The organism is Hyphococcus sp. D3-15, assembly GCF_055809375.1.
Genome location: NZ_CM147910.1, coordinates 1,468,905 through 1,482,350, shown reverse-complemented (window position 1 = coordinate 1,482,350; position 13,446 = coordinate 1,468,905). Strand labels below are relative to the sequence as shown.

Annotated in this window: 12 protein-coding genes; 11 read left to right on the top strand and 1 reads right to left on the bottom strand. The window is 57.7% G+C overall.

Going from position 1 to position 13,446, the window contains the following annotated elements:
* Window positions 1-71: 71 nt before the first annotated feature.
* Complete coding sequence (locus AC0L8G_RS07300; protein WP_473388026.1) at window positions 72-1,772, bottom strand: dipeptidyl-peptidase 3 family protein; 1,701 nt, start codon at window positions 1,770-1,772, stop codon at window positions 72-74.
* Between the two features lie 200 nt (window positions 1,773-1,972).
* Here AC0L8G_RS07300 and AC0L8G_RS07295 point away from each other — a divergent pair, with 200 nt between their 5' ends.
* The 11 genes from AC0L8G_RS07295 to AC0L8G_RS07245 all read left to right on the top strand — a co-directional run bounded on the left by AC0L8G_RS07295 (window position 1,973) and on the right by AC0L8G_RS07245 (window position 13,421).
* Entirely contained in the window at window positions 1,973-3,181 is a 1,209-nt protein-coding gene (locus tag AC0L8G_RS07295; RefSeq protein WP_473388025.1) for a lytic murein transglycosylase, read from the top strand.
* Between the two features lie 220 nt (window positions 3,182-3,401).
* A complete protein-coding gene (locus AC0L8G_RS07290) occupies window positions 3,402-5,675 on the top strand; it encodes a TonB-dependent receptor (protein WP_473388023.1) in 2,274 nt (757 codons plus the stop codon).
* Between the two features lie 95 nt (window positions 5,676-5,770).
* Window positions 5,771-6,454: a Fe2+-dependent dioxygenase gene (locus AC0L8G_RS07285; RefSeq protein ID WP_473388021.1), complete on the top strand. Its 684-nt coding sequence runs from the start codon at window positions 5,771-5,773 to the stop codon at window positions 6,452-6,454.
* Between the two features lie 98 nt (window positions 6,455-6,552).
* Window positions 6,553-7,068 (top strand): phasin family protein, encoded by a 516-nt coding sequence (locus AC0L8G_RS07280; RefSeq protein WP_473388019.1) that lies wholly within the window; start codon window positions 6,553-6,555, stop codon window positions 7,066-7,068.
* Window positions 7,069-7,113: 45 nt separating this feature from the next.
* Window positions 7,114-9,027, top strand: a complete 1,914-nt coding sequence (gene mnmC, locus AC0L8G_RS07275) for a bifunctional tRNA (5-methylaminomethyl-2-thiouridine)(34)-methyltransferase MnmC2/FAD-dependent 5-carboxymethylaminomethyl-2-thiouridine(34) oxidoreductase MnmC1 (protein WP_473388018.1) — start codon at window positions 7,114-7,116, stop codon at window positions 9,025-9,027.
* 68 nt (window positions 9,028-9,095) lie between these two features.
* Window positions 9,096-10,484: a pyridoxal-phosphate dependent enzyme gene (locus AC0L8G_RS07270; RefSeq protein WP_473388016.1), complete on the top strand. Its 1,389-nt coding sequence runs from the start codon at window positions 9,096-9,098 to the stop codon at window positions 10,482-10,484.
* On the top strand, window positions 10,484-11,377 hold the full coding sequence (locus AC0L8G_RS07265) for a toll/interleukin-1 receptor domain-containing protein (protein WP_473388015.1): 894 nt from the start codon (window positions 10,484-10,486) through the stop codon (window positions 11,375-11,377). The genes AC0L8G_RS07270 and AC0L8G_RS07265 overlap by 1 nt, the downstream gene beginning before the upstream one ends.
* A 2-nt stretch (window positions 11,378-11,379) precedes the next feature.
* A complete protein-coding gene (locus tag AC0L8G_RS07260; RefSeq protein WP_473388832.1) occupies window positions 11,380-11,724 on the top strand; it encodes an arsenate reductase in 345 nt (114 codons plus the stop codon).
* A gap of 205 nt (window positions 11,725-11,929) precedes the next feature.
* Window positions 11,930-12,403: a YaiI/YqxD family protein gene (locus tag AC0L8G_RS07255; RefSeq protein WP_473388831.1), complete on the top strand. Its 474-nt coding sequence runs from the start codon at window positions 11,930-11,932 to the stop codon at window positions 12,401-12,403.
* 165 nt (window positions 12,404-12,568) lie between these two features.
* Window positions 12,569-13,063, top strand: a complete 495-nt coding sequence (locus AC0L8G_RS07250) for an Hsp20/alpha crystallin family protein (protein WP_473388013.1) — start codon at window positions 12,569-12,571, stop codon at window positions 13,061-13,063.
* Window positions 13,064-13,178: 115 nt separating this feature from the next.
* Window positions 13,179-13,421 (top strand): hypothetical protein, encoded by a 243-nt coding sequence (locus AC0L8G_RS07245; protein ID WP_473388010.1) that lies wholly within the window; start codon window positions 13,179-13,181, stop codon window positions 13,419-13,421.
* Window positions 13,422-13,446 lie beyond the last annotated feature (25 nt).

Below are 13,446 nucleotides of genomic sequence, written 5' to 3'. Positions count from 1 at the left end.
TTACTGACAAATGGATTACGGCGTTCCTGTCTTTCGACAGGGACGCCGCATCTCACATTTTCGTGTGCGCGCTACAATTTATCTTTGTAGACGGGCTGAATATCAACCGGCAAATGCGTAAGCGCCGCAATGACATTCAACGCCGCATCATCAAGCACGGCATATTCGGCTAGAAACGCTTTCGCGGCTTCATAGTCGCCATCGCCCTGAAGCACGACAATATCGCGGGTCAGATCCGAAACCGCCTGCTCAAGCTTGGCGAAATCGAGCCGGAATTTTCCGTCCTCAACCGTGAAAGCGCCAGCTTCCTGAAAGTAGGTGTATTGAAACGCGGCGCCCTTGCCATGGGCCTCGTTAATGCCGAACCGCATCGCGCGGAAAAGCCCGACAAAGTAAGTCGCGAGGAAATTTTCTTTCTCCGCGACCGGCAATTCACCGCGCTCCATCATGTAAAGAATGTTGTAGGCGCCCATGACATCGGCCTTGCCTTCTTCGGTCATGGTGTAGAGTTCCTGCAACCGGGCGCTCACCGTCGTTTCTTCATCGTCAATGATGATTGTTCCCGGCCCGAGACTGTGGGCGAGTTCATGGAACAGCGTTTCGCCGGACATATACTCCTTCATCAGAAGCGACGCCTGATCGGCGACCAGCACGTCCTTAGCCATGGGCGCCAGGATGCGGTCGAATTTGGCGCCGAGCACATTGTTGAGCAGGACTTTCTTGGCGCCTTTCGCCTCACGCACCCGCTCATCATTCGGCAGGTTGAATGCAATGGTCTGCACGCCCGGCACATTGTCGCCGCCGCCATGCACCTGATAGGTCACCGCGATCGGCGATTCAAAACCGCGCTTGAAATTCTTGTAGGCTTCAGCGACCGGAAGATTTGCTTCCATATCGCGCAGGAAATCCTTGTATTTCGCTAGCGCGGCGCTTTCTTCCGGATTGACGATCGTGATGAAGGCTTCAAACGCCGTCTTGTAGCCGAAAAGCCCGTCCGTATAGACCTCATACGGCCCAATCGCGGCCTCAATCGGACCTTCAAGATCCATCCACGCCATTTCCGATTCATAATAATCGTCGGTCAGGAATGACTCAGCGCGCAGGGTGAGAAAATTCTTCAGGCTTTCATTCGTCGTAATCTCTGCGGCCTCGCGCATGAGCTGCGCGGCCGGCTCAAGCCATTCCCGGTAATGTTGTGAATAGGGAATGGCGACAAGACCGCCCTCTTCCGTGCGGCGGATGACGGTGTAGCCGCTTGTAAAAGCTTCTTCATCTTCCGGATGATCGGCGACCCATGCAGCGAATTCTTCTTTCGACATGTCCGCCGGATAGAATGCCGCGCCCGCCGGCATTTCCTGATCGCCATAAAAAACTCTGTTGTGATCAAGCGTGTCCCACGGGCCGAAATGCAGGTTGAACATTTCCTGCAAGCGCTTGTTTCCGCTGGCCGCGATTTCCTTGCGCCATTGCGGGTTCATCTCGCTGCGCTGGCGGAAATAGATTTCCGACATCAGATTGCCGACCTGATTGAGCTTGTTGACGACCTGGCGCTCCTCCGCGCTAAGGAAGGAGGTGTCTACATCCATCTCCACCACAGCGAACTGCGCGCGCATGGTTTCAAGCGCATCCGCCTCCGCCATTACAGCCTCGCCCGCAATCACGGCTTCCGTTGCATCGCCCTCCGGCGCGGCGGGCGGCGCCTCACGCGAGCAGGCAGCAGCAAGCGCGAGCGCTGACATGGCGGCGGCGGAGAAAAGCGAACGTTGAAGCATTGGGAGCCCTTTTAAAATGCACATGGGTCGTTATAGCGGCGCTTGGCGCGGCCCATTCGTTAACGCAATCTAGCCCGCCAGGCGCTGATCCGCAAAGTACGCCATAATACGGCCTTGCGGCCCCGTTAGGGTTTGAATATTGCTTTGCTACTATGAATCTTGGCCGATTGTTTGATTCGCGTGGATAGAAGGGGAACGGCATGAAGAAATGGCTCGCAGGACTGCTCGCAGGACTTGGCGCCGCCGTCTTGCCCGCAAGCGCAGCCTACGCCGAACCGGCCGACTTTGAGCGCTGGGTCGAAGGCTTCCGCGCGGAAGCCGCCGCCGCCGGCATTTCCGAGGCTGTGCTTGATGACGCGCTGGAAGGCCTGTCCATCAACCCCCGCGTTTATGAATTGAACGACAATCAGCCGGAATTTTCGCGCGGCGTCTGGGACTATCTCGACAGCGCCGTTTCGCCCACCCGCATTCAAAACGGCCGGGCGAAATTCGCCGAAAACCGGTCGCTCCTCACGCTGATTGAAAACGCCTATGGCGTCGATGCGGAAATCGTCTCTGCGATTTGGGGGCTTGAATCGTCCTACGGCGCCATCATGGGGAACTATGATGCAATACAAGCTTTGGCGACGCTCGCCTTTGAAGGCCGCCGCACCGGCTATGGGCGCAGCCAGCTTATCGGCGCGCTGAAAATCATTCAGCATGGTTATGCCGGCCGGAACGAACTCAAGGGCTCCTGGGCTGGCGCCATGGGCCATACGCAATTTATTCCGACGACTTACCTTTCTTACGCCGTTGATCATGATGGCGATGGGCGTCGCGACATCTGGAACAATCTTGGCGATGTGTTCGCCTCTACCGCAAACTATCTTAGCGTTTCCGGCTATCGCGCGAATGAAGCCTGGGGGCTTGAAATTCGCCTGCCCGCAGATTTCGATTACGCACTTGCAGACAACAACATCAAAAAGGCCGTAGTTGAATGGGCTGCGAGCGGCGTTGATGTCGCGCAAGGCAAATCCCTTATCGAACGCTTCGATCCGAATTCACGCGGCCGATTGATTTTACCGGCGGGCGCTCGCGGTCCGGCGTTTCTGGTTTTCGGCAATTTCGAAGCGATCCTGAAATACAACCGCTCCACCTCTTACGCGCTTGCCGTCTCGCTGCTTTCTGACGAGATCGCCGGGCGCAGCGGCGCCATTGTCGGCGCCTGGCCGCGCGATGACCGCCCGCTTTCCTTAGATGAGCGCAAAAGCTTGCAGCAGGCGCTGAAGGATCGCGGCTTTGACCCCGGTCCGGTCGACGGCATTATTGGCGCCGGCACCAAAAAGGCGCTGCGCGCCTGGCAAAAACAAGCCGGCCTTCCCGCAGACGGCTACGCCTCAGCGGCCATGCTCAACGCCCTTAAAGGCTAGCCCTCCCCAAACCACAGAGGGCTTTCTCCCTAAACCATGCACCCAATCTCGGGTCGCATTGCGCGCAAACCCGCGAATTTTAGTGACTTGCGAATTATTATCAGAATCATTCGCAAAGCAGTTGCGAATGATTCTTAATTACGTTACGAGCAAGCGGCCGGCCTGGACCGGGGCCTTCACACTCTCGTTTCGTTCACTTCCATCAAACTGGGGACATATCGTGCGCCGCACATCTGTAAAACAACCGAAATCACTCCGCTTCATCGCTTCGCAAACCGCTCTCGCGGGAATCGCGGGCGCGGGCGTCGCCGGCGTTGCGCCTGCGACCGCCGAAGAAGCAATCCTTCTCGCCTCTGCTGCACCGAGCGTGCGCGACGAAATTATCGTCGAAGGCGAAAAGCACGGCTCCAACCCTTACGCGGATCCTGCCGCCCCCTACAAAATCGACCGTTCCGCTTCATCCAAACTCACGGAAGACCTTCTCAACACAGCCAAGTCTGTTTCGGTGATTTCGAAAGAACTGATCGACGATGCCGGCGCGACGTCCTTCCGGGACATCGTCCGCACCCAGCCGGGTGTCACCATTGGGACCGGCGAAGGCGGCAACGCCTTTGGCGACCGGATCTTTATTCGCGGCTTTGATGCGCGCAACGACGTCTATGTGGATGGCGTGCGCGATCCCGGCGTTGTGAGCCGGGAAGTTTTCGCAGTTGAACAAATCGAGATTCTAAAAGGCCCGTCAGGCTCCTTTGCGGGTCGCGGCTCTACGGGCGGCGCAGTCAGCCTGGTCTCGAAGGCGCCGCAGCTGACAAGTTTCGGCGACGTCGAAGCAACAGTCGGCACCAGCGACACCTACCGCCTCACCGGCGACTTCAACTATGCGTTTAACGATACGCTCGCGCTTCGGGTCAACGGCATGTATCACGAATCCGATACGCCGGGCCGCGATGAAGTCTTTAACGACCGCTGGGGCGTGGCCGCCGCATTGCTGTGGACGCCAATTGAATCGCTAGCCTTCACGCTGGATTACTACCATCTCGACACGGATGAGATGCCCGATTACGGCCACCCATGGAACGGCGACGCCAATGCACCTTTCGATGTTGACCGCGATAATTTCTACGGCCTCGTCAATCGCGATTTCCGCGAAACCTTCGCCGACATCTATACCGGACGCATCGAATATGCGCCGACGGAAAACGCCACAATTCGCAGCGTCACCCGCTATGGCAGAACCGGCAATGCTTATGTCGTCTCCGCGCCGGAGCGTCCGGACATTTCCGATCCGGATCCGGCCAACTGGACGCTGCGGGCGAACCCGAAAAACCGCAATTCGGTGAACGACTATATCGCAAACCAGACCGACGCGACGGTCGATCTCAATATTGGCGGTCTCGACCATACAATCGTCGCCGGTTTCGAAATCAGCCACGAAGAAATCGAAAACCGCCCCTTTGCGTTTTTGGACTCCGAAGATCCGTCGACCGGCAATCCGATTTCCCCTTCGACGGTATTCCAGAACATTTTCAATCCGGACCCGTTTGCGGCATGGCCCTTCCCGGTTGAAGAAAGCGGCGCTTACTCGCTCGCAAAAGTCGACTCAAATGCGCTGTATTTCCTCGACACCATCAAATTCGGCGAAAGCTTTTCGGTATTTGGCGGCGTTCGTTTCGATGATTATTCGATCGAGGTTGAATCCGTCGGCGGCCGCGGCGCGGGCTCCTTCGCCAATGACACCAACTTTGTGAACTGGCATCTCGGCGCGCTTTGGAAGCCTGCAGAAAACGCCAGCATCTATGCTTCCTTCGGTTCGTCATCGAACCCGTCTGGCGAGCAGGTTGACGGCCTCGGCGATTCCTATGGCGGCATCACCGCGTCAACGGAAAATCTCGATCCCGAGCGCAACAAGTCCTATGAGATCGGCGCCAAGTGGAACATTTTCGACGAGCACCTCGCGCTCACCGCAGCAATCTACCGCACGGACAAAACAAACGCGCGCGTGCAGATCGAGCCGGGCTTTGGCGGCGCTTTCGGCCTTGAAGGCGAGCAACGGGTGCAAGGTATTGAGCTCGGGTTTTCCGGCAATGTGACGGAGCAATGGAGCCTTTATGGCGGCCTCTCGCTTCTGGAAGCGGAAATCACCGCCGCCCCCGATCCCGAAGACGTCGGCGGTAAAATTCCCAATGTTGCGGAAACGAGCTTCAACGCGCTGTCGCGCTATGAAATCACCGATCGCATTCATATTGGTGGTCAGGCGAGTTACCAGGGTCCGCGGGCCGGCGGCAGCACCGTCGATATTGGAACGGAAATCCCCGGCTATTGGCGTTTCGACTTCTTTGGCGGCTGGCAGGTGACGGACCGGGTCGGAATTTCGTTCAACGTGCTGAACGCGACAGACAAGGTCTATTACGACGCGCTCTATCGCTCGGGCACGCCGTTCGTCTATATCGCGCCGGGCCGCTCCGCCTTGTTTACGGTGGATATCGATATCTAAGGTGTGCGCCCTATCCCTCCCGGCGTTATCACCTATGCTCCGCCTGCCCGATTATATCGGGCGGCGGAGTAGCCTTTAGAAAGTGACGTGCCTCAATGTTGTTGCCAATTCCTGATGTTCTGAGCCCGGATGAGGTCGCAGACTTTCGCGCGAAACTCGACGCCGCCCAATGGGTCGACGGACGTGAAACCGCTGGCGCCCAATCACGCCAGACCAAACACAATTTGCAATTGCCGGAGACCAGTCCCGTCGCGCGCGACCTCGGCGATCGCATCCTCGATGCGCTCTCGCGCAATAATCTCTTCGTCTCGGCCGCCCTGCCCTTGCGCATTTTCCCACCGCTGTTCAATAAATATGAGGGCGGCGGGTCATTTGATGTGCATGTCGACAATGCGATCCGCGGCGTGCCCGGCACGCCGGTTCGCTTGCGCACCGATCTCTCTGCGACGCTGTTTCTCAGCGAGCCGGAAAGCTATGAGGGCGGCGAACTGCAAATCGAAACCCCCTTCGGCGCGCAGGATGTAAAGCTCCCCGCAGGGTCCATGGTGCTCTACCCTTCCTCCAGCCTCCACCTCGTCACCCCGGTGACGAAGGGCGCCCGCGTCGCCTCATTTTTCTGGATCCAGAGCATGATCCGCTCCGCCGAGGACCGGTCGACCCTGTTCGATCTGGACCAGACCATCCAGACCCTGGGCCAGGAAAAAGGCCTCAATGACCCGGCGGTCCTCAATCTTTCTGCGGTTTACCACAATCTCGTCCGTCGTTTGGCAGATACTTGACATACCCCCCTTGCTGCGCTGCACAAAAAAGCCTATAGGCGCGGAATGCTGCGCCGCAACATTGCGGGCGCGGTCCAGGGAGATATCAGGAGGCCATTATGGCGACCACGAAAAAAACCGCGGCGAAAGCCATTCCCGCCGCTGCTGCCAAAACCAAAACAATCGAGATGCCTGACGTGATGTCGTTTTCCGCCGGCGCTGACTGGGCCGAGAAAGCGAAAGAGCAGTATGAGACGATGATGTCGTCCTTCACGGGCAATTTCGACGAAATGCGCGAGCAGGCTGAAGAGCTCGCGGAAACCACGCAAGCGCGCATCAAGACCGTTCAGGACCGCGCTACGAAAACCAATGCAAGCCTGATGGAAGCCGCTCAGGACGAAATGAGCCAAGCAGTTCAGTTCGCTCAAGACCTCGGCAAAGCAAAAAGCTTCACCGACGCTGTTGCAGTCCATCAGTCTTACTGGACCAATCTTTTCGAAACCCGCATGGCGCGCACGCGCGAGCTGACCGAAGCCACGGTTGAGACCGCACGCGAAACCATGACCCCGGTGGAGCTTCCCTTCACCAACATGAAAGCGTTCGAAAAGTTTTTCGCCTTCCCGCTGAAAGCCTAGCACCAGCGAGACTTCTCTGCGCGTTTCAGCTAATGCTTTCCGCCTATGAGCGACGGCAAGCAAATATATGAAGCGGCGATCGAATGGGGCGCGCCCGGCGACGGGGACGCGCCCTTTTTGTTGGCGCCCCATTCCGTTCAGTTTGACGATGTTTATTTCTCCGGCGATGGGCCGGCGGAAACCCGCCATGTTTTTCTGGATGGCAACGCCCTGCCCGCGCGCTTCAACGCGCAACGCTTCGCCATTGGCGAGCTGGGCTTCGGCACCGGGCTCAATTTCCTGACGGTCTGGGATGCATGGAAAAAGGCGCCGAAGCCTGCGGGCGCGCGGCTTTCGTTCTTTTCCGTCGAAGCCTATCCGCTGGCGCCGCAGGACATGGGCCGCGCGCATCAGGCCTGGCCGGAATTTGCACAGCTTGCGGCGCGGTTGCGCGCAGCGCTGCCGCCCGCGCATCCGGGTTTTCACCATCTCCAATTCGGCGATGTATCCCTGACGCTGTTTTACGGCGATGCGGCGAGCGGCCTTGCGCGCGCAGAAGGCGGCGTCGACGCCTGGTTTCTTGACGGGTTTTCGCCGGCGAAAAACCCCGGCATGTGGTCGGAAGAAATTTTCAGCGAACTCGCCAGGCTGTCAAATGACGGTGCGAGCTTTTCCACCTTCACGGTGGCGGGCGGCGTGCGCCGGGCGCTCGAAACTGCAAATTTTGAATGGGAAAAGCGGCCGGGCTTCGGGCGCAAAAAGCAAATGCTCGCGGGCCGCATCACAGCGCTGGCGCCCGATGACAAACCCGAGCCCAATCGCGCGCCATGGCTCACCGCGGGAGAGACCTTAAATCCCGGCGCGCGCATCGCGGTCATCGGCGCCGGCATCGCCGGGGCGAGCCTTGCGCATGCCCTCACGCAAGCAGGCTTTTCACCATCCGTTTACGAAGCATCCGCGCCGGCAAGCGGCGCCTCCGGCAACCCGGCGGGTCTCGTCATGCCGCGCCTCGACGCTGGCGATACGCCGGCGGGGCGTTTCCATGTGAGCGCCTATCTTCATACGCTGTGCCTATTGGAAGAATTGAGCGGCGTCTTCAATCCTTGCGGCGTCGTCTTTCACGCCAAGGATGACAAGGAGCGCGAGAGGCAGGAAAAGCTCATCGCCATGGCTGCGTTGCCAGCGGAAATGATGGACGCGCGCGCCGAAGGCCTGTTCTTTCCGCAAGCCGGGATTGTCGATCCGCCGGCCTTGGTTAAAGCGCTGCTCGGCGAGACGCCGCTCATCAAGCAGCGTGTCTCGCGCCTGATGCAGACCAGCGAAGGATGGCGCGTCATCACAGACAAAAGCGACGACGCGTTCGATGCGGTGATCATCGCCAACGGGCTTGATGCTCTGCGCTTCGCTGAGGCGCGCACCTTGCCGCTCGCCGGGTCCGCCGGTCAGATCGACTGGTTTCCGGACGCGCAGCCGCCAGCCAGTGCTCACGCCTTCGGGCCTTATGCAGCGCCGGCGCCGAAGGGCGGCGCGATTATCGGCGCCACCTATGCGCCGATCACCATAGGCGCAGAGGCGCGTTTCACGGCGGAGGCGACGCAATCGAACATCGCCGCCGTGGCGCGCACGCTTCCCGACTTCGCCGCGACGCTGGACGCTGCAAAGGCCCAGCCGCGCGCCTCCATCCGTTGCACGACGCCGGACCGCCTGCCGGTTTGCGGGCCTCTGCCTGACTGGGGTATTTACAGCGGCGCCTATGACGGCCTTCGAACCGGCAAGCCACATGACTATCCGCGCGGCGTGATGCGGCCCCGCCTATTCGCCCTGACCGGGCTTGGCTCGCGCGGGCTCGTCACCGCGCCTTACGCCGCAGCGCTCCTCGCCGCAGAACTTTCCGGCGCGCCCGTGGACAGCACAATCCTGCAAGCGCTTCACCCTGCGCGCTTTTTCATCCGCGATTTGAAGCGTTCCGGCGCCAGATAATCCCTCGCCTTGCGGGGCGGCTGCGCTTTAGGGTAAGCCGCGCTTACAAGAAATTGAGGATTCCTCCCATGCGCGAAACTCCCTTCGGCCCAGTCTATGACAGCGTTCTTGAGGGCATTGGCAAGACGCCCATGGTGAAGGTCTCGGCGCTCGACACCGGCCCTTGCGAGCTGTTTTTGAAACTCGAATCCTCCAATCCCGGCGGCTCGATCAAAGACCGCATCGGCGTCGCCATGATCGAGGCCGCTGAGCGCGAGGGCAAGTTGAAGCCCGGCGGCACGATCATCGAAGCGACCGCCGGCAATACCGGTCTCGCCCTCGCCCTCGTCGCCGCGCAAAAGGGCTATAAGACGATCATCGTTGTGCCCGATAAGATGGCGCAGGAAAAAATCTTTCACCTGAAGGCGCTCGGCGCCGATGTGCGCCTCACCCGCTCCGATGTGGGCAAGGGACATCCTGATTATTACCAGGACATGGCCGCGCGCATCGCCGAAGAAACCGGCGCCTTTTATGTCAACCAGTTCTCCAATCCCGCGAACCCGAAAGCTCATGAAGATACAACGGGTCCGGAGATTCTCGGCCAGCTTGACGGCGATGTGGACGCCATTGTCGCCGGCGTTGGTTCAGCGGGCACGATCACCGGCCTGTCGCATTTCTTCAAAGAGCACTCGCCGAAAACCGATGTCATTCTCGCGGACCCCAAAGGCTCGATCCTGACCGACCTTGTGAACAAGGGCGCGCCGCCAAACGAAGTCGGCTCCTGGCTGGTGGAAGGCATCGGCGAAGACTTCATTCCCGACATCGCCGATCTTTCGCATATCAAGAAAGCCTATGAGATCACCGACAAGGAGAGTTTCGAGGCGGCGCGCGATTTGCTGAAAAAAGAAGGCATTCTCGCGGGCTCTTCGTCAGGCACGATCCTCGCCGCTGCCTTGAAATATTGCCGCGAGCAGAGAGAGATGAAGCGCGTCGTCGCCTTTGTCTGCGATCGCGGCGACAAATATCTTTCCAAGATGTTCAACGACTATTGGATGTATGATCAGGGCTTCCTGAAACGCCAGCCCAAGGGCGACCTCACCGACCTCATCACCCGGCGCCATTCCGAACGCGCGACTGTCACCGTCAAGCCCGACGACACGCTGATGCAGGCTTACGGAAAGATGAAACTCTACGACATCTCGCAATTGCCGGTGCTCGACGATGAGGGCGTCGTCTCCGGCTTGCTCGACGAAGAAGACTTGCTGTTCGCGGTGGTGCGCAATCGCGACAAGTTCAAAGACCCGGTGAAATCGGCCATGACCTATCGCGTAGAGACCGTTGAAGCGAAGCAGGACATGCAGTCGCTGCTGCCGATCTTCGCCAAGGGTCATGTGGCCGTTGTGCTGCATGACGGGAAATTCGAGGGACTGATCACCCGGACAGATTTGTTGAATTATCTGCGGCTTCAGGTGGCTTGATGGCAATCCAACAACGAGACCTAAATGATAAAGGGCTATTACCATGCCAATCATTGCTCGTTACGGCTGGACCATTTATTGGGCGCATTTGCTACAATGATAATGGTGATTATTTTCAAAAATCCGACCTTAATGATTTCGAACTCGACTGGTTTGAGGAGGCCGGCATATCTTGGGAAGAATATAAGCATAAGGATGGTGATACAGGCGAAAATATAACTGAGCTTGGCACCCATTGTGAGATAGTTACTTTTGGCAACTACTTACTTTCAAAAGGATCTTACCGCATCCCTCATCAATTTCTTAAGCCAGCAAGCATGAAAGATTTGATGCAAAGGTGGAACGATCTTCAAAACTTAATAATGAAGTCTTCTTACGGTGTTGAACCGGTCGATAGTGATGAGTTATCAGATTTGGTAATAGAATTGTTGTATGTTTCTCATGAAATTCGTGATCGTGACATGGCTATACGATATGAAAACGCCGGTGGTTTAACTTTATTTTTGTGCCATGCTTCACTGGACAAACCGTTTGTCCGAAATGTGCAAGCTGACTTATCCGCTGCTGGGTACGATACTTGGATAGATGAATTTGAGATCAAAGTTGGAGATTCTATTGTTGATAAAATCGATCAAGCATCCGGAACCGCTGATGCACTATTGATCTTTCTTTCAAAAGCTTCGATCAACTCTCCTTGGGTTAAGAGAGAATGGCAGTCTTCTCTAGCTAGGGTTTTGTCTGGTTCAGAAACAAAAATATTCCCCCTACTCATTGAAGAAGTGACATTACCAAATATCATCTCAGATATTAAATACGCCGATTTTCGAAGGAGTTATGATAAAGGGTTTAGCGAACTCATACACGCACTTACACACCTTAAGCAAACTGATTGAACATGATCCTTTACGGCCTTAAAAACTGCGATACCTGCAAGAAAGCGCGCAAAGCGCTGGAAGCGGCGGGCAAGGCGCCCGAATTCCACGATGTGCGCGCCGACGGCGTGACGAAAGCACAGATCGCGAAATGGGCGACTTCGGCCGGCTGGGAAAAGCTGCTCAACAAATCATCCACGACCTGGCGCGGCCTTGATGACGCGGACAAAGACGGCGTCACGGAGAAAAAAGCGCTGGCCCTGATGGCGGCGCATCCGACCCTAATCAAACGCCCAATCATCGAAAACGGCCCAACGCAGGTTTATGTCGGCTGGTCCAAGGACGTTCAGGCCGAATTGTTAAAATAGTCGGGTGGCGCCTTCTTCCCCCGTTTACGGGGGAAGTCCCGGCCCAGCCGCGAAGGCGGCTTATGATAATAAGCGCTCGTTCGCGCGCGGGGCCGGGGATGGGGCTTTCGACGGTATAGAAACCACCCCCTCCGCCCGCTTCGCGGACACCTCCCCCGCAGGCGGGGGAGGAAAAACGCACAATGCTGACGCAGGTAAGATGCTTATGACAAGTGAAGAGAAAATTGAAATTCTTGTCGACGCCGACGCCTGCCCGGTGAAGGAAGAAGTCTACAAAGTCGCCTTCCGTCATGAGACGCCGGTGACGGTCATCGCCAATGCGCCGATCCGCATTCCGCGACACGAGCTCATCAAACGCGTCACCGTCAATGATCACTACGACGCCGCTGACGACTATGTCGCGGAGCACGCCCATCCTTGCGCCGTGGTCATCACCGCCGACATATTGCTCGCCGAACGCTGCCTGCTCAAAGACGCCGTCGTGCTGGGCCCGAAAGGCGATCCGTTCACAAAGGACTCCATCGGCGGCGCCCTCGCCGCCCGCGCGTTGATGGCGGATTTGCGCGCCGGCGCCGAAAGCACGATGGGCGGGCCAGCGCCTTTTCAAAAGGCCGACCGGTCACGGTTTTTGCAGGCGCTGGACGAAGCGCTTGTCCGCCTGAAGCGCGCAGCAATTTGAGCTGCGTCAATAAATAAAATTTTTTCGCGCGCATCCTGACCGGACTTGAAGACAGGCGCACTTAACCTATCTCTCGTCCGTCAATGGGAAGCGTCCGATTGGCGCTTTCCTTTGGTGTTTCATTTTTGACTTTGACCTCAACCGAGACCCAAAGGAGACAATGTTATGTTCAAAGCCCCCAGCGTCTTTAATCGCAACCGGAACGCCCCCGCCCTGGCGGATGAGGCGAACGGCGCGCCGTTCTTCCAACTGCATCGGGAGATGAACCGGCTCTTTGACGACTTCTTTTCCGATTTCGGAGCGCCGTCGCTGTTTGCAGAAGGCGGAAAAAACGGCGCCCGCGCCATCCATATTGACGTCAAGGACAAGGGTAAGTCGCTTGTCGTTGACGCAGAACTTCCGGGCGTAGCCGAAGACGACATTGATGTCGAACTTCACGACAACCTCCTCACCATTCGCGGCGAACGCAAGGATGAGGAAGAAAAAGAAGGCGTCTCGCGGCGCTCTTACGCATCCTTCCAGCGTTCCATGTCGCTGCCCTTTGATGTGGACCCCGATGCGATTGAAGCGAAATTCAAAAATGGCGTGTTGAAACTCGTCCTGCCGAAGCCGCCGGAACTCGAAGCGAGAACGAAGAAGATCACGGTCCAGCACGGCTAAACCGTTGCCGGGCCGGCCGGGGCGGCGCTCCCTCGCCGCCCCAGTCGCAGCATTGTGGAACTGAAGCGCCGTCCATGCGTTTTCTCTGCGGAGAGTGATGCGAATGACGGTATATTTGACCTATTTTGACGCCGCAGGCGCCGACATGGATGGTTTCGCGCAGGAAACCCGCCATAAACGGCTAAGTGATGGCTTGTACTTCGTCGAGAGCAACGAAACGCGCTCGCGCCTATATCACCGCATCAAGCGATACCTGAAAAAGGACGCCCCCTTGCTTGTCGCTCCACTGGACCAGGCGCCAAAGTTCAAGAAGCTGGAAGACGGCGCGCTAAAGTGGATACGGGCCCGTTTTTCCTGATGCTGTCCGCCGCTGAGGGGTGTGG